Here is a 23,184-nt window from a genome sequence, read left to right on the forward strand (position 1 = left end):
GGCGGGTCAGCCGGCGGCCGCCGGTCCGTAGTACGCGGCGCGCATCAGTTCCTGCATGTCGCCGAGCATCGGCATCCGCGGGTTGGCCGGCGCGCACTGGTCCTCGTAGGCGTTCAGCGCCTGTTGCGGTAGCGCCGCGAGGAAGGCCCGCTCGTCCACGCCGACCGCTGCGAACGACGGCTCGATGCCGACCTCGTCGCGCAGTCGCTCGATCGCCGTGGCCAGGGCTTCGACCGCCTCGGCGTCGGTCGTCACGGGAAGCCCGAGGGTACGGGCGATGTCGGCGAAGCGTTGCGGCGCGCGGTACGTCTCGTACTTGGGCCAGCCGGTGAGCTTGTTCGGCACGGTGCCGTTGTAGCGGATGACGTGCGGGAGCAGGATCGCGTTGGTGCGCCCGTGCGCGACGTGGAAGGTGGCGCCCAGGGTGTGCGACATGGCGTGCACGATGCCGAGGAAGGCGCTGCCGAACGCCATGCCGGCGATCGTGCCGGCGTTGTGCATCTTCTCGCGGGCCACCGGGTCGGCGGCGCCGTGGTGGACGGCCCGGGCGAGGTTGCCGAAGATGAGCCGGACGGCGTGCAGGGCCAGACCGTCGGTGAAGTCGTTGGCGTAGACGGACACGTACGACTCGATCGCGTGGGTGAGCGCGTCGAAGCCGCTGTCCGCGGTGACCACCGCCGGCAGGTCGGCGGCCAGGATCGGGTCGACGATCGCCACGCTCGGCGTGAGGGCGTAGTCGGCGAGCGGGTACTTCTTGCCGGACGCGGTGTCGGTGATGACCGCGAACGGGGTGACCTCGGCTCCGGTGCCGGAGGTGGTGGGGATGCAGACGAGCTGGGCCAGCGCGCCGAGGGTGGGGAACTTGAAGGCGCGCTTGCGGATGTCGAAGAACTTCTCCCGCAGATCGGCGAAGACCACCTCGGGGTGCTCGTAGCGCAGCCACATCACCTTGGCGGCGTCCATCGCCGAACCGCCGCCGAGCGCGATGATGGTGTCCGGCCGGAACGAGCGCATCGACTCGGCGCCCCGGTCGACGGTGCGCACGCTCGGCTCCGGCTCGACGTCGTCGATGATCTGCAGGGCCACCTGCTCGCGGCGGCGGTGCAGCACGGACAGCACGCGGTCCACGTACCCCAGTCTGGTCATGGTGTGGTCGGTCACCACGGTGACCCGGTGCACGTCGGGCATGTCGGCGAGGTAGCGGATCGCGTTCGGCTCGAAGTAGATCTTCGGCGGAACCTTGAACCACTGCAGGTTGTTCGTCCGCCGGGCGACCCGCTTGACGTTGATGAGGTCGACCGCCGTGACGTTGTGCGACACCGAGTTGTGGCCGTAGCTTCCGCAGCCCAGCGTCAGCGACGGCAGGAAGGCGTTGTACATGTCGCCGATGCCGCCCTGCGAGGCCGGCGCGTTCCAGATGATCCGGACGGCCTTGACCCGGCGGCCGTACGCCTCGGCCAGGTCGGCGTCCCGCGTGTGGATGACGGCGCTGTGGCCCAGGCCGTCGAACTCGACCATCTGCTCGGCGTACCCGAAGGCCTGGTCGTGACCGGTGGCGGGCAGCAGGGCGAGCACCGGGCAGAGCTTCTCCCGGGTCAGCGGCTCGGCCGGGCCGACCCGGTCGACCGGGACCAGGATGATCGAGGCGTCCGGGGCGACCGGGAAGCCGGCGTGTTCGGCGATCCAGGTCACCGGCTGCCCGACCACGTCCGGGTTGAGCTTCCCGGAGCCGAAGAGCAGCTTCTCCAGCAGCGACTTCTCCTCCGGCGTCGCGATGTGGGCGTGTAGGCGCCGGAACTCGGCGAGGGCGGCCGGCCGGATCGCGTCGTCGATGATGACCGCCTGCTCGGAGGCGCAGATCATGCCGTTGTCGAACGCCTTGGAAAGCACCACGTCGTTCACCGCGCGGGCGACGTCGGCCGACGCCTCGACGTACGCGGGGACGTTGCCGGCGCCGACACCGAGCGCCGGTTTGCCGGTGGAGTAGGCGGCCCGGACCATGGCGTTGCCACCTGTCGCCAGGACCACCGAGACGTCGGGATGGCGCATCAGCTCGTTCGTCGCGGCCACCGACGGTTCGTCGATCCACTGGATGCAGTGCTCCGGCGCGCCGGCGGCGACGGCGGCGTCGCGCACCGTGCGGGCCGCCTCCGCGCTACAGCGTTGCGCCGCCGGGTGGAAGGCGAAGATCACCGGGTTGCGGGTCTTGAGGGCCAGCAGCGCCTTGAAGATGGTGGTCGAGGTCGGGTTCGTCACCGGCGTCACCGCGGCCACCACCCCCACCGGCTCGGCGATCTGCGTGATGCCGGTGATGTCGTCCTGGGCGATCACCCCGACGGTGCGGACGTCGGCCATGTGGTTGGTGACGTGCTCGCAGGCGAAGATGTTCTTCACCGCCTTGTCCTCGAACACGCCGCGACCGGTCTCCTCGACCGCCAGCATCGCGAGTTCGGCGTGCCGGCCGAGCGCGGCCACCGACGCCTTCTTCACGATCCCGTCGATCTGCTCCTGGCCGAAGGAGTCGTAGCCGCTCAACGCCGTGAGGCCGTTCGCCACCAGGGTTTCGATCATGCTTCCGCCCTCCATCGGTCCGTCGCCTCGACCATAGATCCGCGACGATCGATGCGGGCACGGCCGATGGACCCGTGCGGACGGGACCACCGGCCCGCGTCCGTACGCCTGCTACGTGACCCGGCGAGGTGCGGTCACGGTGCCGGGTGCGGCGTCGCGGCCGGCCCGCGCTTGGCCCGCTGGATCTGCTCGTAGACGTGGGTCCGCAGTTCGGTGAATCGGGGCAGGGCCCGGGTGGTGAGCTGGTCGCGTTCCCGTGGGAGGTCGATCACGAGGTCCTCCCGCACCCGGGTCGGTGAGTTCGACAGGACGAGCACGCGCTGGCCCAGATAGACCGCCTCGTCGATGTCGTGCGTCACGAAGACGGTGGAGATCCCGCGCGTCAGGTGCAGGTCACGGACGAGATCCTCCAGGTCCGCGCGGGTCTGCGCGTCGACCGCGGCGAACGGCTCGTCCATGATCAGCACTTCCGGCTGGTACGCGACGGCGCGCGCGATGGCCACCCGCTGCTGCATCCCGCCGGAGAGCTGCCACGGGTGGCTCCGCGCCGAGCTTGGCAGTCCGACCGCGTCGAGGGCGTCGGCGACCAACCGGCCGCGTGCGGCGCGGGAGAGCTTCTTGTGGCGAAGCGGAAGCTCCACGTTGCCCCGGACCGTCAGCCACGGGTAGAGGCTGCGGCCGTACTCCTGGAAGACCACAGCCATCGCCGGGCTCGGGCCCGTCACCGGTGATCCCTCCATCTCGACCAGGCCGCTGGTGGGCCGGAGGAGCCCGGCCAGGCATTTCAGGAGAGTGGTCTTCCCGCAGCCCGAGGGACCGACGACGCACAGCAGCTCACCGGGACTCATGGTGAAGCTGATGTCCCCGATCGCCTCGACCTCGCCCCGGCCGGAGGCGTAGACCTTCCGCAGGTGCTCGACCCGCAGCAGAGGGCTCCCGTCAGGCACGGGTGACCTCCTTCATTCCGTGGTACCAACGCAGGACGCGGCGTTCGGCGACACCGAAGAGCACGGCGAGGACGACGCCGATGAGGCCGAGCAGGAGGATGCCGCTCCACATCTCAGCGATCAGGTAGTTCCGCTGGAAGTAGGCGATCCGGTATCCGAGGCCGGCGGACGACGCGAACATCTCCGAGATGACCATGAGGATCAGGGCCACCGAGAGCGCCTGGCGTACGCCGGTCATGACGCGCGGGCTCGCCGCCGGGAGGATCAGCAGCCACAGCCGGTCCCACCGGGAGATCCGGAACGAGTACGCGGTCTCCAGCATCACGCTGTCGGTCGCCCGGACACCCTCGATCGTGTTCAGCAGGATCGGCCAGATCGCGCCGGACACGATGACGACGACCTTCATGGTGTCGGTGATGCCGAGCAGGAGCATCGCGACCGGGATCAGCACGGGTGGCGGAATCGCGCGGAAGAACTCCAGTAGCGGTTCGAGGATCTCGCGTAGCGGGCGGAACCGGCCGATGAGGACGCCGGCGGCGACGCCGAGGAGGACCGACGCGAACAGGCCGATCAGCAGCCGGTACACGCTCGGCAGCACGTCGTCGACGAACGCCGGACCGATCCAGGTCTGCCGGAACGCGTCGAGGAGCGTACGGGGGCCGACGAGGAACCGGTTCGCCGACCGGGTGGACCAGACGGCCCAGAGCACCACGGCCACGACGGGAAGCCCGACCGCGAACAGGACGTTCTCGGCGACCCGGATGCCGAGGCCGCGACGGCCGGCCCGGCCCGCGCCGAGGGCGGTCACCGGGTTGCCCCGTCCGCGAGCACCGACTGGTGCCAGGCCAGCGAGCGGCGTTCGGCGAAGCGGAAGACGACGTTCACCAGCAGGCCGAGGAGCCCGGTGACCACGACGAGTCCGTACAGGCCGACGGCGTCCCCGGTGGAGCGGGACAGCTCGATCATGCGCCCGAGACCGGGGTTGCCGATCACCATCTCCGCGGTGACGGCCAGGATGAGCGCGACGGCGGCGCCGAGACGCAGACCGGTCATCAGGTACGGCAGCGCGGTCGGAAGGACGAGATACCGCAGGCGCTCGAGGCGGGTCAGGCCGAAACTGCGAGCGGTGTCCCGGGCGACGGTGTCGACGTCCGCGACCCCGTAGATGACCTGCACGAACACCTGCCAGAACGCCGCGTAGACGATGATGACGAGCGCGGCGCGCATCTGCAGGCCGAACATCAGCACGGCGAGGGGGATCAGCGCGACCGACGGCACCGGCCGCAGGAACTCGACTGTCGTGTGCGTCGCGCGACGCAGGAACGGCACCAGCCCGACCACAGTCCCCAACGTCACCGCGGCGAGCGTCGCCACTGTCAGTCCGATCGCCCACGACGTCATGGTGAGCCGGATCCGCCGCCAGAACGCCAGGTCGCGGACCTCCTCGGCCAGCCGCCCGAACACGTCGGTGGCGTACGGCAGGTAGTGCGGGTCGACGAGTCCCAGCGTCGGGAGCAGTTGCCAGACGGCGAGGAACCCCAGCAGGCCGGCGGCACCCAGCAGGACCTTGCGCATCGGCCGGCTACTGCTGCTGGACGAGGCGGTCGAAGTCGGGCCGCCGGTCGAGGACGCGGTACTTCTGGGCGAGGGTCGCCAGTTGCTCCAGGCCGGGCCGGTCGAGCTCCCAGCCGAACGCCGGGAGCCGCACGGAGTCCGCCACCGCGTCCGGTAGTTCGAGGTTGTCCTTGATGGCCTGCCGCAGGGCCGTCTCGTTCGCCGGATCCTTGGCCCAGGTGAGCGTCTTCTTCATCGCCGCCGAGAAGTCGGCTACCAGCGCGGCGTCGGAGTCCGTCAGCTTGCTCGACGTGATCGTGGTCAGGGTGGTGAGACCTGGCACCGTGGCCTGATAGGGGGCGACCACGAGGACGTCACCGCGCTTGCGCATCTGGGTGATGAACGGTTCGGTCACCCAGGCGGCGTCGATGTTGCCGGCGGCGAGCTGGGCCGGGGCGTCCGGGAAGGCCACCTCGACGAACTTGACCTTGGTGGGGTCGCCGCCGTCCTTCTCGACCGCCGCCATGATCGTGACGTCGCCGGCGGCGCCCAGGCTGTTCACCGAGACCTTGCGCCCCGCGAGCTGGGCCGGCCGGGTGATGCCGGACTTCGCCGACGCCAGTACGGCGTTGATGTCGTCGCCGTCGGCGTATGACGACGCGTAGTTGCCGATGATCACCACACCGAGGTTCTGCAGATCGGCGCGGAACGGGCCGAACGGCTGACCGATGGCGAAGTCGATGTCGCCGTTGATCAGGGCCGGGATGGCCTGCGCGCCGCCCTGTGCGGGCACGACCTCCACATCGAGCCCCTGCTCCCGGAAGATGCCCGCCTTGATGCCGCCCCACAGCGCGGCGGTCTCGCTGATCGGCAGCGCCGCCACGCGGACCTTCCGCAGGTCGCCGCTGGCCCCGGGGGACGGATCGGTGGCATCGGAGTCCGTGCACCCGGTCAGGGCGATCACGACGCCGGCGAGAACAGCGAGGGCGGTGGCCTTCTTCATGGACGAGCCCTTCCGTGCGCAGCCTTTGTGCAACCTCGGGAGTGGGGCCGGCCCAGCGGGGTGAAGCATCCGACCGCGTCGATCAGCGTCATGCAGAAACGATTGATTGTCAAGAATTCCGATAAGGCGGATCGCGGTGCGATCAGAGTGGTCCGGCATCGATGTGAATGCGTCTTGACGAGCGACGATTTTGTGACCAAACTGTGCGGTTGGTGGTGCGGTGGCGGAGGGGGCGACGACTTGGCGATCGTGATCGTGGGCGCTGGTATCGGTGGCCTCACCACCGCGCTCAGCCTGCACCGGGCCGGCTTCCGTGAGATCACCGTCTACGAGCGCGCCGCCGCGCTGCATCCGCTCGGCGTGGGCATCAATCTGCTCCCGCACGCCGTTCGTGAATTGACCGAATTGGGCCTCGGCGAACGCGTGGAAAGGCTGGGCGCCGCACCCGGCACACTGGCCTACTACAACCGGTACGGTCAGCAGATCTGGAGCGAGCCGCGCGGGCTGGACGCCGGATATCGCTGGCCGCAGCTTTCCGTGCACCGTGGCCGGTTCCAGATGGAACTGCTCGCCGTGGTGCGGGAACGGCTGGGGGCCGACGCGGTCCGTACCGGACACCGGCTCGTCGGCGTCCGCGACGGCGTCGCGCGCTTCGAGACGGCGGCGGGGGAGGTCAGCGTCGCGGGTGACCTGATCGTCGGAGCGGACGGCATCCATTCCGCGCTGCGCCGCCAGCATCAGCCCGCCGAGGGAGCGCCGCTCTGGAACGGGCTGACGCTGTGGCGGGGGACGGCACGGGCGCCCGGATTCCTGGACGGGCGGACCATGATCATGGCAGGGGACGCCGAACAGAAGTTCGTCGCGTACCCGATCGGCGCCGGCCTGATCAACGTCGTCGCCGAGCGGCGCGGGCCCGGTTTCGCCGGGCCGAACGCGGACTGGAACCGGGCGGTCGACCCCGCGCCGGTCGTCTCGCTCTTCGCGGACTGGCGCTTCCCCTGGCTCGACGTGCCGGAGCTGCTGGCCGCCGCCGACGAGATCCTCGAATACCCCATGGTGGACCGTGACCCGATCGACGCGTGGACCCACGGGAACGCGACGCTGCTCGGCGACGCGGCGCACCCGATGTATCCGAACGGTTCCAACGGGGCGTCGCAGGCGATCCTTGACGCGCGTACCCTCGCCTTTCACCTCGCCACCGCGCGGACGGTGCGGGCGGCGCTCGACGCCTACGAGGCGGACCGGCGGCCGGCGACCACCGCGCTCGTGCTGAGCAACCGGCGGCAGGGCCCGGAACAGGTGATGGTGCTCGCCCGCGAGCGCGCGCCGGACGGGTTCGCGCACATCCACGACGTCATCCCGCCGCAGGAGCTGATCGAGATCGCCACCGGGTACAAGAAGGCGGCCGGCTTCCTGCCCGCCGACCTCAACGAACGGGCCTCCCTGACGCCGACGGTCTTCTCGGGCGTCCTGCCGTGACCGGCCCGGAGCCGACCGGGCTGGACGCGGCGCGACTGGCGTCGGTGATCTCACCGCTACGCCGCACGCTGCTCGCCGCCGCCCGCGCCGCCGAGCACCTGCCGGAGATCCCGGACGCGCAGATCGAGATCGTGCGGGCGCTGCCACGGGGCACCGTGGCCGGCCCCGGTGAGCTGGCCGAACGGCTCCGCCTGAGCCGATCCACTGTGAGCAACCTGCTCACCACGATGGAGGGCAACGGTCTCGTCGAGCGCCGCCCCCGTCCCGGCAACCACCGCCACGTCGACGTCCTGGCCACCCCGAAGGCCCTCGACCTGTTCGCACGCTTCGACCTCGCGAGCGGAGACCTGGTCGCCCGCGCCGCGGCCACCCTGCCGGCGGCGGACCGGGCGGCCCTCGCCGCCGCGGTGCCCGCGTTGGAACGCCTGCGCGACGCCCTCGCGCAGACCAAGGACACCCCATGAGTACGCGCCGACCCGCCGGCCCGGGCCCGGCGAGCGACCCGCCGGTTCCCGGCCTGGAGGCCGCGTTCGAGGTGGAGGCGCGGCTCGGCGCCCTGGAGGATCACGGGGTGACCCGCGCGGGCCACCGGCGCGTGGTGCCCGTCGTCGGCGGCCGGGTCACCGGCCTCTTCGAGGCCGACATCCTGCCCGGCGGCGCGGACTGGCAGGTGGTCCGCCCCGACGGCGCGATCGAGATCGACACGCGCTACTCGGCGCGCACCGCCGACGGCGGCCACGTCTACCTCCGTACCTTCGGCGTCCGCAGCGGCCGCCCGGAGGTCCTCGAGGCGTTGTTGCGCGGCGACGCGGTGGACCCCGCCGAGTACTACTTCCGCCTGGGCGTACGACTGGAGACGTCGGTGCCCGCGCTGGCCGTGCTGGAGCAGTGCGTCTTCGTCGCGTCGGCGATCCGGGAGGCCGACCGGGTGCGCTACACCGCCTACCGCGTCACGTAGGCGTTCCCTGGCAGCGCGTTTGGACGCGTTCGCCCGCCCCGTGCCCGTCCGCTGTGATATCCCATCTACTATGCGCCTGTAGTAGATGCTGGTGCCGGGCCGGACGTGCGGAGGGAATGGGATGGGACGCGCTCACCCGCTGCTGCGGCTGGCGCTGTTCGTCGCCGTGACGTTCGGGGTGTTCGGCATGCACACCTTCGGCCACCCGGCCGGGCTCGACGCCGCCCACGCGAGCGCCGTACACGGGAGCACCGGCCACGCCGCCACCGCTCCCGATGCCGCGCACGGAGACGACGGCTCGCCCGGGCACCGCGAGGGGACGCACGTGTTCACCGTGTGCCTGGCGGTGCTGGGCGGCGCCCTCGTCCTCGGCGCCATGTCCCTGCTGTGGCGGCCCCGCCGCGGGGCCGGCGCGCCGACCGGCCCCCGATCACACCTGCCCGGCCGGGACCGGGGTCCACCCCGCCGGCCCATCGGGTTGCGACTGCGAGCCGTGACGGTCCTGCGTACGTGAGGAGAGCACGGTCCGGCGCCTCGCCCGGATCCGACGACTCCGTTCCGGCACACCTCACGACAAGGACCACGTACCTGATGAGACCGACCATCCTGCGCCGCGCCGCCCTCGCGGGCGTCGCCCTGTCCGCCCTGCTCGCGACCGCCGCCTGCGGCGGCGGGGACGACACCGGCGGCATGACGCACGGCACCGGCAGCGGTTCCACGGCGGGCGCCTCCGCCTCGGCCGACGCCACATTCAACGACGCGGACGTGATGTTCGCCCAGATGATGATCCCGCACCACCAGCAGGCGGTGACGATGGCCGACCTGGCCCCGACGCGCGCGAGCGACCCCGAACTGAAGGACCTGGCCGCAAGGATCAAGGCGGCGCAGGATCCGGAGATCGCCACCATGAAGGGGTGGCTCACGGCCTGGGGGAAGCCCACGGACCTGCCCGGCGACCACAGCATGCCCGGCATGAGCGCCACGCCCGGGCACGGCATGCCGGGGATGCCCGGCATGATGTCCGAGCAGCAGATGGCGGGCCTCACTGCCGCGAACGGCACCGCGTTCGACAAGATGTTCGCCGAGATGATGATCGCCCACCACAAGGGTGCCATCGACATGGCCAGGACCGAACAGGCCGACGGCCGCAACCCCGAGGCCAAGGCGCTCGCCGCCAGGATCGCCTCGGATCAGGCCGCCGAGGTGCAGACCCTGCAGAAGATCCTCGACCGCCTGTAGCGTGCCGGGTGCGGCCGGCCCCGGCCACGGCGCCGGGACCGGCCGCACCGCCACGACACCTGACGTACCCTGTCCGGCACGAAGGGAGAGCGCGTGGCGGAACTGGGCAGACTCGAGTCGGCGGTGATGGACGTCCTGTGGCGTGCCCCCGAGCCCGTGCTCGTGCGCGACGTCCTCGACGCGGTGACCACCGGCCGGGCACTGGCGTACACGACTGTCCTCACCGTGCTGGACAACCTGCACCGCAAGGGCTGGGCCGTACGGCAGAAGGACGGCAAGGCCTACCGCTACCGTGCCGCCGGCACCCGTGAGGAGATCATCGCGCGCACGCTGCGCCGGGTCGTCGAGACGAGCAGCCATCCCGACCTGGTGCTGCTGCACTTCGCCCGGTCCGCCTCCGACCACGAACTGCACATCCTGCGGCAGGTCCTCGACGAGCGGGAGTCCGAGGCGTGAGCCTCGCGCTCGCCCTCGTCACCGGCGCGACGGTCGTCGCCTGGTGTGGCCCCGCCGCGCTGCGGCTGTGCTTCCGGCACGTCGCGGACCCCGTCGCGATGCTGCTCGGCTGGCTCGGCCTGATCGTCGCGGTGATCGCCACCTTCGTCCTCGCCACCGTGATGCTCCTCGCCCCGGCCAGCACCCGGCAGTGGGCGCTGCACGACCTCGCCCGCATCTGCTGGCACTGGGCGCAACCCAGCCGGCCACCCGCCGTCGACGAGATCGCAGGGGCGACGGGAGCACTGCTCGTGCTGGCCGTGCTCGCCCGGTTCACGGTGACGTGCACCCGCCGGGCGGTGCGCGCCCACCGCGCTCGCCGCGCCCACGCCGACCTGCTCACCCTCGCCGGTGGCCGGTCGGAGGAGGGCGGGGCGGCGGTGCTCTGGATCCCCCACCCGACGCCGATGGCCTACAGCCTCCCCGGATCCGGCGGGCTGACGGTCCTGGCCAGCGCCGCCGGTGACCTGCCGCCGGACCAGCTCGCCGCGGTGCTCAGCCATGAGCGGGCACACCTGCGGGAGCGTCACCATCTCCTGGTGGCGGCGGTGGAAGGGCTCGCGGCGGCCGTACCGTGGCTGCCCCTGACCCGGCAGGCCCCCGCGGCCGTGCGCCTGCTCGTCGAGCTGCGCGCCGACGCCGCGGCGGTCCGCGAATGCGGCCCGGCCGCCGTACGCGACGCGTTGCTGGCTTTCGCCGGTGCGCCGCACCCGTCGTCCGCGCTGTCGATGGCCGGTGCCGACGTGGCCGTCCGGCTCCAGCGCCTCCAGGGCCGCCCGCACCGCCGCGAGGTTCTCGCCCGCGCCGTGCTCGCCTCGACCGCCCTGGCCGCGCCCCTGGGCGTCGGCGTGGTGACCGGCCTCCTGTTCTGCCTGTAGGCCCCGACCCCCGGTGAGCGCCGCCTACGTGCCGGCGTTGACCAGGAGCGCGGTGGTCATCAGGACGGCCACCATCAGCGTCGCCTCCGCCAGCACCGTGTGGCGCAGGCGACGCATCCCGTCCGGCGTGGGATCGTCCAGCCGGGGCACCACCCGCCTGCTGTTGTAGAGCCCGACGACGGCGACGACCGCCACCAGCGCGACCTTGATCAGAAGCATCCGGCCCCAGCCGGTGCTCAGCAGGTGACCCGGCCGGTCCAGGATCGCCACTGTCAACGCGACACCGGCGACACCCGTGAGCGCCACCGCCGCCGTGGCCGGAACGGAGAACCGCACCGCCATCTCCGCGGCGCCGGTCGGCACACCGAGACGCGCACGACCCAGCAGCAGGGCCGCCAGGAGCAGAACCCCGCCGACCCACACCGCCGCGGCGACGGTGTGCGCCACATCCGCCGCCACGACGATCGCCCGCGGTCGCGCGGTGACGGTGTGCCCGTCGAACAGGAACGACCCCACGAGCAGCGCCACCGTGACACCGAGGAGCAGCGGCCGCGCCGCTCGCGCGCGAACCCGTTGCGCCTCGTCGCCGTTCGCACCACCGGCGGGCGGCACCACCAGCGGGCGAGGGGCGGTCGGGATCGCGGCGACAGTCGCCACGGCGTGCCGCCCGACCGCGTGCCGGCCCCGGATCAGCGCCGCCTCCAGCGAACCGGCCGCGAGCAGCCCGGCCGCGCCGACGAACCGCAGGCCCAGCCCGGCCGCCACCGGCGTACGGCTGAGCGCGGTCACCGCGTCCACACCGAACGCCGAGACGAGAGTGCCCTCGACGCTGAACGCCGCCGCCAGCGCGACGAGTTCGAGCAGCGTGCCGGCCACCACCGTCAGGCCGGCGGCCCGGACCCAGACCTGGACCAGCCGGATGTCGCCGCGCGTTCCCACCAACGTGGTCAACGCGAAGACCAGTCCGCCCACCCCGAGCAGGATCGCCCCGTAGGACAGCCACCGTCCCGTCGCGCCGACGAAGCGCACCGAACCCCGGTCGGCGTCGGCGGTGTGCCCAACCGTGTGCCCGCCGGAGTGGACCGGCGGCGACGCCGAGGGAGGCGCCGGCGCACCGTGACCGGCATGCCCGGGTGGACCGTTGCTGCGCCGGGGGGTGGCTGTCGCGCTTGCCGGGGCCACGGTGAAGGTGACGTCGCCGGTCAGGGGGTGGGCGTCCGGGGCGGCCACGCTCCAGCGCAACGTGAACTGCCCGCCGGTCAGCGCGGTGGCCGGGTGCACCAGCCACGTACGGCCGTCGTCGGGGGTGTGACTGGTCACCGGAACGGCAGCACCCTCGCGGGAGAGCCGGAAGCCGGCCCCGGTGGGGGTGCCCGGGGCGCTGAACGTCAACCGGATCTCCGTGACCGCGCCGTCCACGCGCGCGCCGTCCGCCGGTACGACCTTGAGCAGCTTGAAGTGCGCGGCGGCGGGCGAGGCGAACCCGAGCACCAGGAACACCGCGGGACAGCACGCCAGCCACACGAGCAGCAGCCACCGCGCCGCGCCGCGCGCCGGCAGCCGGTGACGCCCTGGGAAAGGCACCGCTGATCCCTTCGTCAGGGAGACATGGACCCGGCGCCCATCGCTCCGACCAGATGCGGTCGCCATCCTAGGGGAACTACTAGCAGTCGGTAGTAGAGCGTCGGCCTGATCAAGCTCGTGGCCGAGCGGCGGTTCCGGTTTCGCCGAGCCGGATGCGGACCGAACCCGTCACGTCCTTGTTCCCGGAGACGGACGGAACCCGGTCTTCAGAACCGCACTCCCGCGTAGATCCGGGGCACGATCAGCGCGTACGCGAGGACGAGCGCCGCGACGGTGACCAGCGGGGTGCCGACAAGCACCACCGCCGACGCCACGCGGACCCGGGTGCGCAGCCCTGTGTGCATGTCGGGGGTCCGCGTCAGCACCACCAGCGCTGTGAGCCACGTGGCGAGGCCGACAGTGGCGACGATGCCGAGCCACGACAGCAGCACCATGACGTTGGTCCCGAACCGGTCACCCGCGTCGCTGCCGTACTCCAGCAGGTACGGCCGGTCCCGCAGCCCGATCCAGAGGTTGACGCCCACGAACGCGGTGAGGGCGACGCACCACAGGGCGGCGAATCCGACGGCGGTGCCCCGCAGGCGGGTGCGGGTACGCTGCGCTGCCTCGTCGAGTACGGCCACGCACGGATGCTAGGCCATGGCTGGTTCACCTGATCGCCGCACGTTCCAGGGCGCGCTTGTCCGGCTTGCCACTCGGCCCCACCGGCACCCGGTCGATCGACTGGATGGTCCGGGGGACCGACGCTTGCCCCAGCGCCTCCGCCACCAGCGCACGCAGCCGTCCGGCATCGGGCACGTGATCGGCGGCGGGCACCACGTACGCGTGCACCGCCTCCCCGGTGACGTCGTCGGGACGGCCGACCACGTACGCCTCGGCGACAGCGGGGTCGGCGGCGAGCACCCGTTCGACCGGACCGGCGTACACCAGGTTGGCCTGCACGATGATGACGTCCCGGATCCGGCCGAGCAGGTGCAGGTAGCCGTCGGCGTCCAGCCGGGCCAGGTCGCGGGTGCGGACCCAGCCGTCGACGAAGACCTCGGCGGTCTCGGCCGGATCGTTCCAGTAGGCGGCGGCCTGCGCCGGGGTCCGGACGAACAGTTCCCCCTCGGTGGCGGGGCGCCCGTCGGCGTCCCGGATGGACAGCCCGGTCACCGGGGGAGGCCGGCCCACCGAGGCGAGGGCGGCCGGGTGTGCCAGCATCTCGGCCGGCGTCACCATGGTGATCATGCCGGTCTCGGTCTGGCCGTAGCCGTGGAAGACGACGGGCCCGAGCACGTCGAGGGCCTCGGCGAGCCGGCCCGGCGCAAGCGGGGAGCCGGAGACCAGCAGGGCCCGCAGGCTGCTCAGGTCGGCCGGGTCGGCGCGCTGGTCGCGCACGAGCTGGTTCAGCTTGCCCACGGTGATCACGCTCGCCGTCGCCCGGTGCCGGGCGATCATGCCGGGGAAACCAGGAGGGCGGGCCGCGACCACTGTGCCGCCCGCCGCCAGGGTGAGGATGCCGTACTCCAGCATCACCTGGCTGCTCAGCGAACCGAAGACGAGGTACCGCTGGAGCCGGGTGGCGAGGTCGGCGATCGCCGGGGGCCAGCGATCGGGGTACGGGGCCCAGGCCGCGCTCATCGCCGCGTACGTCTGCGCGCAGCCCTTCGGGCTGCCGGTGCTGCCGCTGGTCCAGATGATCCGGGCGACGTCGTCCGGGCGCCCGGCGGCGATCAGCCGCTTCCCGTCGTCGGGGCTGCGCGCCAGTTCGGCGACCCGGGCGTCGTCGAGCAGCAGCGTGTTCTCACCGAGCTGCCAGGCGCGGTGGGCCGGGCTCAGGTCGGGGCGGATCCCGGAGACCCGGGCGCCGACCGCGAACGCCGCGATGATCGTCGCGAACGCCTCCGCTGTGACGCCGAGCCGCAGGGCCACCCCGACGCCGGGGCCGGCCCCGGCGGCGCGGAGCCCGGCGGCGACGCGGCGGACCAGCCGGTACATCTGGGCGGTGGTGACGGTCCTCGCGCCCTCCTCGAAGACCGGACGGTCGTCGCCGGTGGCGAGCAGATCCAGTACGGGCTGTGGCCAGACCTCAGCCGGCATCGGAGAGCACGCCCTTGAGGAAGAGCACGAGTGGCTGGTGGTGCACGTCCGGCAGATTCCAGTGGTTCTCCAGGTTCTCCGCGAGGTGGTGCGCCGCGACGACCCGGCCGCCGCTGTGGACCCGGACGACGGGGTGCAGGTAGCTGGCGTCGTGGGCGTGCGCGGCGTCGTTCTCGGCGATCCGGGGCACCGTGATGTCGAACGGGTCGACCTGGTCGTGGTCCGGCCCGTACTCGAGCGTGACCACGAACGCGAACGGTTCCGGTCCCAGGCCGCCGTCGTTCAGGTACGCGACAGGCACCTCCTCGTGGTAGCGCGCGGTGTCGCCGGAGACCACGACGACGTCGCCGAGGACGGCGAACTGCTGCCACAGCGCCGAGGTGCGGTTGATCCGGGCGATGATCGCGTCGGCGATCGCCTCCGGGGTGACCTCCAGCGGCGTGCCGGGCCACGGCGTGCCGTGGTGGCGGGCGCCGAGGATCCGGTGCAGGGCCCGTACGCCGTACCGGAAGCCGTGGATGAACCCGTTCGTCGAGCGTTTGAAGTCGCGCTGCTGGGTGAGCGTGCCGGCGAAGTACAGGCCTGGTACGTTCACCGACTCGTACGCGGAGGTCTGCTCGGGAAAGCGGTCGTTGATGACGAGCCGTGGCCGGGCGGACGGGTCGAAGATGCTCGCGTCGAACCGGAATCCGGTGCAGAGGATGATCCGGTCGTAGTCGATCGGCCGGATCGCCTCGACGGTGCGGGCGTACCGGAAGTCGATCCGGTAGCCGCCGTCCTCGCGCCGGACGATCCGCTCGACGGTGCCGTCGAGTACCGCGTTCTGCGACTTGAGCTGGTACGTGTCGAGGAAGTTGTTGTTCACCGCGCGCAGGTGCCCGACGTAGTGCGACTGCCATGCCAGCTTGATCGAGTGCGGGCCGGCGACATGGATGACCGCCGCCGTCTCGACGAGCGCGTCGGCGGTCTCGAAGGCCGAGTTGCCCTTGCCGATGATGAGCACGCGCTGGTCGGTGAAGTCGTCCGGGTCGACGCTGACCGTGTCGTACCGTTCGGCCAGCTCGGCGCCCTCTATCGGCGGGACGTACAGCTGGGACACGCCGGTGGCGACCACCACCCGGCGGGCGGTGACCGTCTCGTCGCCGGCGCGCACGGTGAACAGGTCGCCGTCGCGCGCGACGCCGGTGACCCGGGTGTCGTATCTGACCCGCAGCCCGCGGGCGACGTCGGCCAGGTAGCGCACCAGGTCCTCGGCGTCGGGGAAGTAGCGCCGGCTGTAGTTCTTGAACAGCAGCGCCGGATCGTCGGTGAGCAGTGAGTTCCAGTCCGCGCGCAGGTTGAACTCCGGATCGTCGGAGCCGGTCCAGACCTTGTTGATCGAGATGAGTTGCCGGTGCCGGGGATAGGTGGTGAAGAACGTGCCCGGCGCCGGGCCGGCCTCCACGACCAGATAGTCGCGGCCGTCGCGCTCGAGCAGGTGAGCGAGCTGCAACCCGGCCGGTCCGGCTCCGATGATCAGATAGTCGAGCGTCATGCGACGCAACGTATCGACCCGATCTCAGAGCGCTCTGAGAATCCGTCTCTAGGGTCCGGTCGCATGACGACAGAGGTCGACCTCGGGGTTCCACTGCGGATCGCCGACCTGCGCGCCGCCCGCGACCCGATCAAGATCGTGGTCGGTCCGCGGGTCCGCGATCGGGTCACCGCCGCCCGTACCTTCCTGGCGACGGTGCTCGGCGACGACCGCGCGGTGTACGGCGCCACCACCGGCTTCGGCGCGCTCGTCGGGTACGCGGGCCGCGCCGACCTGCGCGACCAGGCCGACAACACGCTCGCCCACCTCGGCGCGGGCCAGGGCCCGGACCTCGATCCGGAGGTGGTCCGCGCGACGGTGCTGCTGCGGGCCGCGTCGCTGGCCCGGGGCGCGTCGGGGGTCTCCCCGCACGTGATCGACGCCCTCGCGGCGATGCTCGCGACCACGTTCGTCCCCGCGATGCCCCGGCTGGGTTCGGTCGGTGCCAGCGGCGACCTGATCCCGCTGGGCGCGGCCGCACAGGCGCTGCGCGGCCGTGGCCACGCCTACCTGGACGGGGTACGGCTACCGGCCGCCGAGGCGCTGGAGCGGGCCGGCCTGGAACCGCTGCCGCTGGACGGCCGGGACGCTCTCGCCCTGGTGAACGGCACCTCGCTGACCACCGCGGCGACGGCGCTGGCGCTGGACGCGGTCCGCGCCGCGCACCTGGCGGTCCAGGTGCTCACCTGCCTGCTCGCCGACCTGCTCGGCAGCGGCACGCAGTTCATCGACGCCCGGCTGCTACGCGCGTACGGCCATCCGGGCGCCATCGACGTGGGCGCGCGGATGCGCCGGGTCAGCGCCGGGCTCGTCGCGTCCGGCACACGCCCGCTCCAGGAGCCGTACAGCATCCGGTGCACGCCGCAACTGCTCGGCGCCGCCGAGGACGCCCTGCGTTACGTCGACGCCGTCGTCGCCGCCGACCTCGCGAGCGTCACCGACAACCCGTTGTTCTTTCCCGGCGACGACCTCGTCGTGCACGGCGGGAACTTCTTCGGGCAGCCGGCCGCGTTCGCCGCCGACGTGCTGTCGATGGTCGTGGCGCAGGTCGGCAACCTCGCCGAACGGCAACTCGACCTGCTCGTCGACCCGAACCGCAACGGCGGCCTGCCGCCGATGCTGGCCGCCGGGCCGGGACAGCAGCACGGGCTCCAGGGGGTGCAACTGGCGGCGACCGCGCTGATCACCGAGATCCGCCGGGACACCATGCCGGCGAGCATCCAGAGCGTGCCGACGAACCTGCACAACCAGGACGTCATCCCGCTCGGCACCCAGGCCGCGCTGCGGGTGCTGGACCAGGCCCGGCTGCTGCGCCTCGTCGTCGGGTCGCTCGCGCTGGGGCTGCGCCAGGCCGCCTACGTCGGTGCGCGTACGCCGACCGCGCCCGGCTGTGCCGAGGCGCTGGCCGCGCTGGCCGCGGCCGTACCCCCGGTCGACCCGGACCGGCCGCTCGACGGTGACGTGCGGCGCGCGGCCGACGTGATCGCTGATCTCTCCGTTTCTCTTTCCTGAGGGTGGACGCACATGACGCTCGACTACCTGATCGTCGGAGCCGGTCCGGCCGGCCTGCAACTCGCCGCGCTGCTGGAGGCCGACGGCAAGCGTGACTATCTGGTCCTGGAACAGGCGGACATCCCGGGTGCGTTCTTCGCCACCCATCCCCGCCACCGGCAACTGATCTCCATAAACAAGCCGCACACCGGCTCGGACGACCCGGAGCTGAACCTGCGGCTGGACTGGAACTCGCTGCTCAGCGACGACCCGGCGCTGCGGTTCACCGGCTACACCGAACGGTACTTCCCGGACGCCGACGTGATGGTCCGCTACCTGGCGGACTTCGCCGCGAAGACCGGGGCGCGCGTGCGGTACGGCACCCGGGTGACGTCGGTCGGCAGGGTCGACGGGCTGTTCGAGGTCCGGGCGGGGGAGGAGGTCTTCCGGGCGCGACGGCTGATCGTCGCCACCGGCGTCTCCCGGCCGTACCTGCCGGCGATCCCGGGACTGGAACTGGCCGAGCAGTACGCGGACATGTCCGTCGACCCGCGCGACTACCTCGACCAGAAGGTGCTGATCATCGGCAAGGGGAACTCCGCGTTCGAGACGGCGGACAACCTGATGGAGACCACCACGCTGATCCACGTCGCCGGGCCGAGTTCGGTGCGGATGGCCTGGCGCACCCACTACGTCGGGCACCTGCGCGCGGTGAACAACAACTTCCTGGACACGTACCAGCTGAAGTCGGCGAACGCGATCCTCGACGGCGAGGTCAAGCGCATCGAACGCGACGGCACCGGCTTCACCGTGACGTTCTCGTTCTCCCGGGCGAACGAGGTGGTCAAGGAGCTGTGGTACGACCGCGTTCTCGTCTGCACCGGGTTCGCCTTCGACGCGTCCATCTTCGACGACACGTGCCGGCCGGCGCTCGCGATCAGGGACCGCTTCCCGGCGCAGACCCCGGAGTGGGAGTCGGTGAACGTCCCCGGCCTGTTCTTCGCCGGCACCATCACCCAGGAACGGGACTTCAAGCGCTCGACGAGCGGCTTCATCCACGGCTTCCGGTACGGCGTGCGGGCGCTGCACCGGATCCTGGAGCGACGGTACGGGGACACGCCGTGGCCGGCGGAGAAGCTCGACGCCACCCCGGAGTCGATCGCCGACGCCGTCATCGCGCGGGTCAACCGCACCTCCGCCCTGTGGCAGCAGTTCGGCTTCCTCGGTGACGTGGTCACGGTGGCCGGGTCCGAGGCGCGCTACCACGACGAGGTGCCGGTCGAGTACTTCACCGGCACCGGCCTGCGCACCGCCGACCACGACTACGCGCACGCCTTCGTCGTCACCCTCGAGTACGGCCCCGAGCACGACCGGGTGGACCCGTTCGACGTCACGGTCAACCGGATCGCCCAGGACGTGCCCGGCCAGGCTCACGACGCCGCGTACCTGCACCCGGTGGTCCGTCACCACCACGCGGGCCGGGTCGTCGCCACCCATCACCTGGCGGAGAACCTGGAGAACCGGTGGGACCGGCCGCAGACGCACGTCGCGCCGCTCGTCGCGTTCCTCGGCCGCTGCCTGAGCAGTGCCGAGCGTTGAGATGCGTCCGTTCGAGGGCGCGGCGCCGCCCGGTTCCGCGCTGGACGGTCCGGCGCTGAACCTGGCCGACCTGGCCGCCGACGCCCGGGCCCGCCTGGACCCGGTGCACTGGGACTTCTTCTCCGGTGGGGCCGGCGAGGAGCGTACGGTCCGCGCCAACGAGGCGGCGTTCGCCCGGCGCTACGTGGTGCCCCGCGTCCTGCGCGGCGCGAGCCGGCGCGACCTGCGGATCTCGCTGCTCGGCAGCCGGATCTCGATGCCGGTGCTGATCGCGCCGACCGCGTTCCACCGGCTGGCCCACCCCGAGGGCGAGGTGGCCACGGCACGCGCCGCCGCCGAGGCGGGCACGGTCATGGTGGTCAGCATGGCGGCCACCCGGCCGGTCGAGGAGATCGCCGCGGCCGGGGGGCCGCTCTGGTTCCAGCTCTATCCGCAGACGGACCTCGACTTCACCGCGTCAGTGGTACGGCGGGCGGAGAAGGCCGGCTGCACCGCTCTGGTCGTCACGGTCGACTCGCCCGTGTTCGGCCGGCGGGAACGCGACCTGCGGCACGGCTTCGTCGACCTGCCGGCCGGGCTGGTCTGCGAGAACATGCGCGACGCGACCGGCCGGGTGCGCGACATCGGCATGGACGCCGGGCTGGACTGGGCGCGGATCGCCTGGCTGCGCGAGGTCACCACGATGCCGATCCTGCTCAAGGGGGTGCTGCATCCGGCGGACGCGGCGCTGGCCGTCTCGTACGGCGTCGACGGTCTGCTCGTCTCCAACCACGGCGGCCGGCAGCTCGACGGCGCACTCGCCACCCTCGACGCGTTGCCCGCCGTCGTCGAGGCCGTCGCGGGGCGGCTGCCGGTGCTGCTCGACGGCGGGGTCCGCCGGGGGTCCGACGTGCTGGTGGCGCTGGCGCTGGGCGCGAGCGCGGTGCTCGTCGGCCGTCCGGTGGTCTGGGGGCTCGCGGCCGGCGGCGCCGCCGGGGTACGTCACGTGCTCGACCTGCTGCACGCCGACCTCGACCGGGCGCTGGCGCTGGCCGGCGCGACCGGGCCGGCGGACCTGCGCGTTGACCTGGTCGCCACGGTGGCAGCCGGATGAGCGCCCTGATCGTCCTGATGGTCCTGGCGGGGATCGCGTGGACCGTGCCGTACTGGCTGCCCCGGACGGTGGTCCGTCTGCGCGAGTGGGTGTTCGTCACCGTCAACGGCGCCGAGGGCGTCCCGGTGCCGGGTCCGACAGTCGGCATGGAGCACTTCGAGCGCGTGTACGCCGATCCGGCGGCGGACGGCCGCAGCCGGGGTGCCGGACTGTCCGACCTGTTCTGGTACTGGCTGGCGCCCGGGCCGCACATGCACCAGGAGCATCTGGAGCCGGGCGACCGCTACCGGACGGTGGCCGCCACCACCCGGCGCGTGCTCGCCGTACGCCGTCAGCGCTGCGACGACCTCGCGACCGCCGCCACCCGGCGTGCGCTCGACCGGCTGCCGGCCGGCCGGACCAGCCACGTCCGGCTGCGCGACCTGATGATGCCGGTCTGGGCCGAGGTCTACTACGAACTCGTCTTCGGCGAGGCGTGCCCGCCGGACGCGCGGGCGTTGATCGTCACCAACGCCGAGGACGTGGTCAACGGGCTCAAGTGCACCGGCCTGCGGCACATGCGGCGGCGCGACCGGCTGACCCGGTATCTGCGCGACCGGATCGAGGCGGGGACCTGCCCGGTGACGCTGCCGCCGCCGTTCACCACGCAGGAGACGGCCTGGTACCTCCAGGGCGCCTTCTTCAACACCGCAGTGGTGCAGATGTCCGAGGCGACGGCGCACGTGCTGCTGGCTCTCGCCACGCATCCCGGCGTCCAGCGGGGACTCGACGACGACGAGGCGCTGGACCGGGTGATCGACGAGACGCTGCGGGTGCACCCGCTCTTCGGCGTCGCGCACCGGATCACGTCCGCGCCGATCACGCTGCCCGACGGGGTGTCCCTGCCCGCCGGAACGGTGCTGCTCTTCAACTACCTGGCGTTCCACCGGGGCGGGTCGGCCGGCGACGACCGGTTCGACCCGGACCGGTGGCTCACGCTCAAACGTGCCGACGCGCACTTCATCCCGTACGGGGTCACCGCGAACCGGGCCTGCCCGGCGCGCGGGGTCGCGCCGGTGATGATGCGCGCCGCGATCCGCGAGGTGCTGCGCCGGTACGTGCTCACCTCCTCGGCCTCGCACACCCGGTCGATGCCCAGCCGGGGTCCGGCCTACCTGACGCCGGCCGGGCGCACCGGCCCGGGGCGGCTGCGGCTGGCCGCGATGCGGTCGCGGGACCGGTGGGCCGACGTGGGCCGCAGTGTCCGGCAACTGGTGTTCGGCACCTGGATGGTGGTCGACGCCCGCCGGCAGCGGTTGTGCACCGACTATTTCGAGAGGGCTGTCCGATGACACCAACTGAGCTCGCGCCACGGTTCTTCATCGCGGTCACGGTGATCCTGATCTTCTGCAAAGGGGTCGCCTGGCTGCTCGGCAAGGCGGGTCAGCCGGCAGTGGTCAGCGAGATGCTCGCCGGCGTACTCCTCGGGCCGTCGCTGCTGGGGCTCCTCCTGCCGGACGTGCAGGACGCCCTGTTCCCGGCCCCCCTGCTCCCGGTCCTCTACGTCGTGGGTCAGGTCGGCCTGGTGCTGTTCATGTTCCAGGCCGGGTACGCGTTCAGCGCCCACCGGGTCACCGGGCTCGCCGGCACCGCCGGCGTGATCTCCCTGGCCGGGGTCACCGCGCCGCTCCTTCTGGGGGTGCTGCTGGTCCCGGTGGCCGCCGGTGCCGTGCCGATCCAGGCCGAGGGGACGTCCCTCGGCGTCTCGGCCGCGTTCGTCGGCGTCGCCCTGGCCATCACCGCGTTCCCGATGCTGGCCCGGATCATCACCGAGCACGGGCACGCCGGCACCCGGCACGGCACCCTCTCCCTGGCCAGTGGCGCGATCGACGACGTGGTCGCCTGGATCATGCTGGCCGCCGTACTGGCCTTCGCCTCCGGCCGGGCCGGTCCCGCGATCGTCACCGCGGGCGGGGCGATCCTGTTCGCGCTGGTGCTCTGGTTCGGCGGGCGGCCGGTCGCCTCCACGCTGATGGGCCACCGTGCCCTCAACGACCGGGCCCGCCTGCTCGGCACCGTCGCCCTGCTCTTCCTGGTCGCCTGGTACACCGACGAGATCGGCCTGTACGCGGTCTTCGGCGCGTTCGCGGTCGGCGTGGTGATGCCCCGCACCGCCAACACCGACCGGGTGGTGGACACGCTCACCCCGGTCGCGGCGACGCTCTTCCTGCCGTTGTTCTTCACGTACTCGGGCCTGCGGACGGAGTTCGGCCTGCTCGCCTCCCCGCCGGTGCTGTTGTTCGCGCTGGCCTGCGTGACGGCGGCGATCGTCGGCAAGTTCGGCGCCTGCTGGGCGGCGGCCCGGCTCCGCGGCGAACCGCAGGGTGTCGCGCTGCGGGTCGGCGCGCTGATGAACGCCCGCGGTCTGATGCAGCTCATCGCGCTGAACGTGGGACTGGAGGCGGGCATCGTGAACCCGTCGCTGTTCACCGTGCTGGTGCTTGTCGCGTTGGTCACCACGCTGATGACCACGCCGGCGCTGAGCTGGATCGAGCGCCGCGAGGCCCGCCGGCCCGATCCGGTGCGCGCACCAGCGCTCGCGGTTTCAGATAGTTGAAGAGGCAAATACCAGTGCGTGCATCGGTCGCTATCTATGAGA

The 23,184-nt window shown here is 72.1% G+C and carries 21 protein-coding genes; 12 read left to right on the forward strand and 9 right to left on the reverse strand.

Annotation, left to right across the window (positions count from 1 at the left end):
• Positions 1 to 6: 6 nt before the first annotated feature.
• The 5 genes from adhE to ACGFIA_RS15665 form a co-directional block, all read right to left on the reverse strand.
• Positions 7 to 2,571, reverse strand: a complete 2,565-nt coding sequence (gene adhE / locus ACGFIA_RS15645; RefSeq protein ID WP_357384737.1) for a bifunctional acetaldehyde-CoA/alcohol dehydrogenase — start codon at positions 2,569 to 2,571, stop codon at positions 7 to 9.
• Between the two features lie 134 nt (positions 2,572 to 2,705).
• A complete protein-coding gene (locus ACGFIA_RS15650) occupies positions 2,706 to 3,518 on the reverse strand; it encodes an ABC transporter ATP-binding protein (RefSeq protein WP_357384740.1) in 813 nt (270 codons plus the stop codon).
• Entirely contained in the window at positions 3,511 to 4,326 is an 816-nt protein-coding gene (locus ACGFIA_RS15655) for an ABC transporter permease (protein ID WP_357384742.1), read from the reverse strand. The genes ACGFIA_RS15650 and ACGFIA_RS15655 overlap by 8 nt, the downstream gene beginning before the upstream one ends.
• On the reverse strand, positions 4,323 to 5,093 hold the full coding sequence (locus ACGFIA_RS15660; RefSeq protein ID WP_357384744.1) for an ABC transporter permease: 771 nt from the start codon (positions 5,091 to 5,093) through the stop codon (positions 4,323 to 4,325). The genes ACGFIA_RS15655 and ACGFIA_RS15660 overlap by 4 nt, the downstream gene beginning before the upstream one ends.
• 7 nt (positions 5,094 to 5,100) lie before the next feature.
• A complete protein-coding gene (locus tag ACGFIA_RS15665) occupies positions 5,101 to 6,075 on the reverse strand; it encodes an ABC transporter substrate-binding protein (protein ID WP_357472939.1) in 975 nt (324 codons plus the stop codon).
• A gap of 60 nt (positions 6,076 to 6,135) precedes the next feature.
• Here ACGFIA_RS15665 and ACGFIA_RS15670 point away from each other — a divergent pair, with 60 nt between their 5' ends.
• The 7 genes from ACGFIA_RS15670 (at position 6,136) to ACGFIA_RS15700 (ending at position 11,124) form a co-directional block, all read left to right on the forward strand.
• The gene (locus ACGFIA_RS15670; RefSeq protein ID WP_357472944.1) at positions 6,136 to 7,554 is read left to right on the forward strand and encodes a flavin-dependent oxidoreductase; all 1,419 of its coding nucleotides are present in this window, start codon (positions 6,136 to 6,138) and stop codon (positions 7,552 to 7,554) included.
• The gene (locus tag ACGFIA_RS15675; protein ID WP_357472947.1) at positions 7,551 to 8,018 is read left to right on the forward strand and encodes a MarR family transcriptional regulator; all 468 of its coding nucleotides are present in this window, start codon (positions 7,551 to 7,553) and stop codon (positions 8,016 to 8,018) included. The genes ACGFIA_RS15670 and ACGFIA_RS15675 overlap by 4 nt, the downstream gene beginning before the upstream one ends.
• Positions 8,015 to 8,512 (forward strand): DUF3237 domain-containing protein, encoded by a 498-nt coding sequence (locus tag ACGFIA_RS15680; protein WP_357472952.1) that lies wholly within the window; start codon positions 8,015 to 8,017, stop codon positions 8,510 to 8,512. Before ACGFIA_RS15675 ends, ACGFIA_RS15680 begins: the two co-directional genes overlap by 4 nt.
• Positions 8,513 to 8,633: 121 nt before the next feature.
• A complete protein-coding gene (locus ACGFIA_RS15685) occupies positions 8,634 to 9,026 on the forward strand; it encodes a DUF6153 family protein (RefSeq protein ID WP_357384754.1) in 393 nt (130 codons plus the stop codon).
• A 77-nt stretch (positions 9,027 to 9,103) separates the two neighbouring features.
• The gene (locus ACGFIA_RS15690; protein WP_357384756.1) at positions 9,104 to 9,751 is read left to right on the forward strand and encodes a DUF305 domain-containing protein; all 648 of its coding nucleotides are present in this window, start codon (positions 9,104 to 9,106) and stop codon (positions 9,749 to 9,751) included.
• A gap of 93 nt (positions 9,752 to 9,844) precedes the next feature.
• On the forward strand, positions 9,845 to 10,207 hold the full coding sequence (locus tag ACGFIA_RS15695) for a BlaI/MecI/CopY family transcriptional regulator (protein WP_357384758.1): 363 nt from the start codon (positions 9,845 to 9,847) through the stop codon (positions 10,205 to 10,207).
• Entirely contained in the window at positions 10,204 to 11,124 is a 921-nt protein-coding gene (locus ACGFIA_RS15700; RefSeq protein ID WP_357384760.1) for a M56 family metallopeptidase, read from the forward strand. Before ACGFIA_RS15695 ends, ACGFIA_RS15700 begins: the two co-directional genes overlap by 4 nt.
• Before the next feature lie 24 nt (positions 11,125 to 11,148).
• On the opposite strand, the gene ACGFIA_RS15705 is transcribed toward ACGFIA_RS15700, so the two are convergent.
• From ACGFIA_RS15705 to ACGFIA_RS15720, 4 genes are all read right to left on the reverse strand, one after another.
• Positions 11,149 to 12,648 carry a CopD family protein gene (locus tag ACGFIA_RS15705; RefSeq protein WP_393260899.1) on the reverse strand — a complete coding sequence of 500 codons (1,500 nt, stop codon included), beginning with the start codon at positions 12,646 to 12,648 and terminating at the stop codon, positions 11,149 to 11,151.
• A 266-nt stretch (positions 12,649 to 12,914) separates the two neighbouring features.
• Positions 12,915 to 13,331 (reverse strand): hypothetical protein, encoded by a 417-nt coding sequence (locus ACGFIA_RS15710; protein ID WP_393260537.1) that lies wholly within the window; start codon positions 13,329 to 13,331, stop codon positions 12,915 to 12,917.
• A 25-nt stretch (positions 13,332 to 13,356) separates the two neighbouring features.
• Complete coding sequence (locus ACGFIA_RS15715; protein WP_357472961.1) at positions 13,357 to 14,790, reverse strand: fatty acid--CoA ligase family protein; 1,434 nt, start codon at positions 14,788 to 14,790, stop codon at positions 13,357 to 13,359.
• Entirely contained in the window at positions 14,780 to 16,324 is a 1,545-nt protein-coding gene (locus ACGFIA_RS15720) for an NAD(P)-binding domain-containing protein (RefSeq protein ID WP_357384768.1), read from the reverse strand. The genes ACGFIA_RS15715 and ACGFIA_RS15720 overlap by 11 nt, the downstream gene beginning before the upstream one ends.
• A 63-nt stretch (positions 16,325 to 16,387) precedes the next feature.
• Here ACGFIA_RS15720 and ACGFIA_RS15725 point away from each other — a divergent pair, with 63 nt between their 5' ends.
• From ACGFIA_RS15725 to ACGFIA_RS15745, 5 genes are read left to right on the forward strand one after another with little or no spacing between them, the layout of a single operon-like run.
• On the forward strand, positions 16,388 to 17,875 hold the full coding sequence (locus ACGFIA_RS15725; protein WP_357384770.1) for an aromatic amino acid ammonia-lyase: 1,488 nt from the start codon (positions 16,388 to 16,390) through the stop codon (positions 17,873 to 17,875).
• Positions 17,876 to 17,887: 12 nt separating this feature from the next.
• Positions 17,888 to 19,453, forward strand: coding sequence for an NAD(P)-binding domain-containing protein (locus ACGFIA_RS15730; RefSeq protein WP_357472965.1), 1,566 nt, complete (start codon positions 17,888 to 17,890; stop codon positions 19,451 to 19,453).
• A 1-nt stretch (position 19,454) separates the two neighbouring features.
• Positions 19,455 to 20,546 (forward strand): alpha-hydroxy acid oxidase, encoded by a 1,092-nt coding sequence (locus ACGFIA_RS15735; RefSeq protein WP_357384774.1) that lies wholly within the window; start codon positions 19,455 to 19,457, stop codon positions 20,544 to 20,546.
• Entirely contained in the window at positions 20,543 to 21,877 is a 1,335-nt protein-coding gene (locus ACGFIA_RS15740; protein ID WP_357384776.1) for a cytochrome P450, read from the forward strand. The genes ACGFIA_RS15735 and ACGFIA_RS15740 overlap by 4 nt, the downstream gene beginning before the upstream one ends.
• Positions 21,874 to 23,142 carry a cation:proton antiporter gene (locus ACGFIA_RS15745; RefSeq protein ID WP_357384778.1) on the forward strand — a complete coding sequence of 423 codons (1,269 nt, stop codon included), beginning with the start codon at positions 21,874 to 21,876 and terminating at the stop codon, positions 23,140 to 23,142. Before ACGFIA_RS15740 ends, ACGFIA_RS15745 begins: the two co-directional genes overlap by 4 nt.
• Positions 23,143 to 23,184: the final 42 nt, after the last annotated feature.

The sequence above is a fragment of the Micromonospora sp. NPDC049203 genome, from assembly GCF_043197215.1.
GTDB lineage: Bacteria > Actinomycetota > Actinomycetes > Mycobacteriales > Micromonosporaceae > Micromonospora.

Excerpts from the sequence above, each read along its gene's own strand:
- adhE (WP_357384737.1), bottom strand. The coding sequence starts at position 2,571 with ATGATCGAAACCCTGGTGGCGAACGGCCTCACGGCGTTGAGCGGCTAC.
- ACGFIA_RS15660 (WP_357384744.1), bottom strand. The coding sequence starts at position 5,093 with ATGCGCAAGGTCCTGCTGGGTGCCGCCGGCCTGCTGGGGTTCCTCGCC.
- ACGFIA_RS15665 (WP_357472939.1), bottom strand. The coding sequence starts at position 6,075 with ATGAAGAAGGCCACCGCCCTCGCTGTTCTCGCCGGCGTCGTGATCGCC.
- ACGFIA_RS15680 (WP_357472952.1), top strand. The coding sequence starts at position 8,015 with ATGAGTACGCGCCGACCCGCCGGCCCGGGCCCGGCGAGCGACCCGCCG.
- ACGFIA_RS15685 (WP_357384754.1), top strand. The coding sequence starts at position 8,634 with ATGGGACGCGCTCACCCGCTGCTGCGGCTGGCGCTGTTCGTCGCCGTG.
- ACGFIA_RS15690 (WP_357384756.1), top strand. The coding sequence starts at position 9,104 with ATGAGACCGACCATCCTGCGCCGCGCCGCCCTCGCGGGCGTCGCCCTG.
- ACGFIA_RS15715 (WP_357472961.1), bottom strand. The coding sequence starts at position 14,790 with ATGCCGGCTGAGGTCTGGCCACAGCCCGTACTGGATCTGCTCGCCACC.
- ACGFIA_RS15720 (WP_357384768.1), bottom strand. The coding sequence starts at position 16,324 with ATGACGCTCGACTATCTGATCATCGGAGCCGGACCGGCCGGGTTGCAG.
- ACGFIA_RS15725 (WP_357384770.1), top strand. The coding sequence starts at position 16,388 with ATGACGACAGAGGTCGACCTCGGGGTTCCACTGCGGATCGCCGACCTG.
- ACGFIA_RS15730 (WP_357472965.1), top strand. The coding sequence starts at position 17,888 with ATGACGCTCGACTACCTGATCGTCGGAGCCGGTCCGGCCGGCCTGCAA.
- ACGFIA_RS15735 (WP_357384774.1), top strand. The coding sequence starts at position 19,455 with ATGCGTCCGTTCGAGGGCGCGGCGCCGCCCGGTTCCGCGCTGGACGGT.
- ACGFIA_RS15740 (WP_357384776.1), top strand. The coding sequence starts at position 20,543 with ATGAGCGCCCTGATCGTCCTGATGGTCCTGGCGGGGATCGCGTGGACC.
- ACGFIA_RS15745 (WP_357384778.1), top strand. The coding sequence starts at position 21,874 with ATGACACCAACTGAGCTCGCGCCACGGTTCTTCATCGCGGTCACGGTG.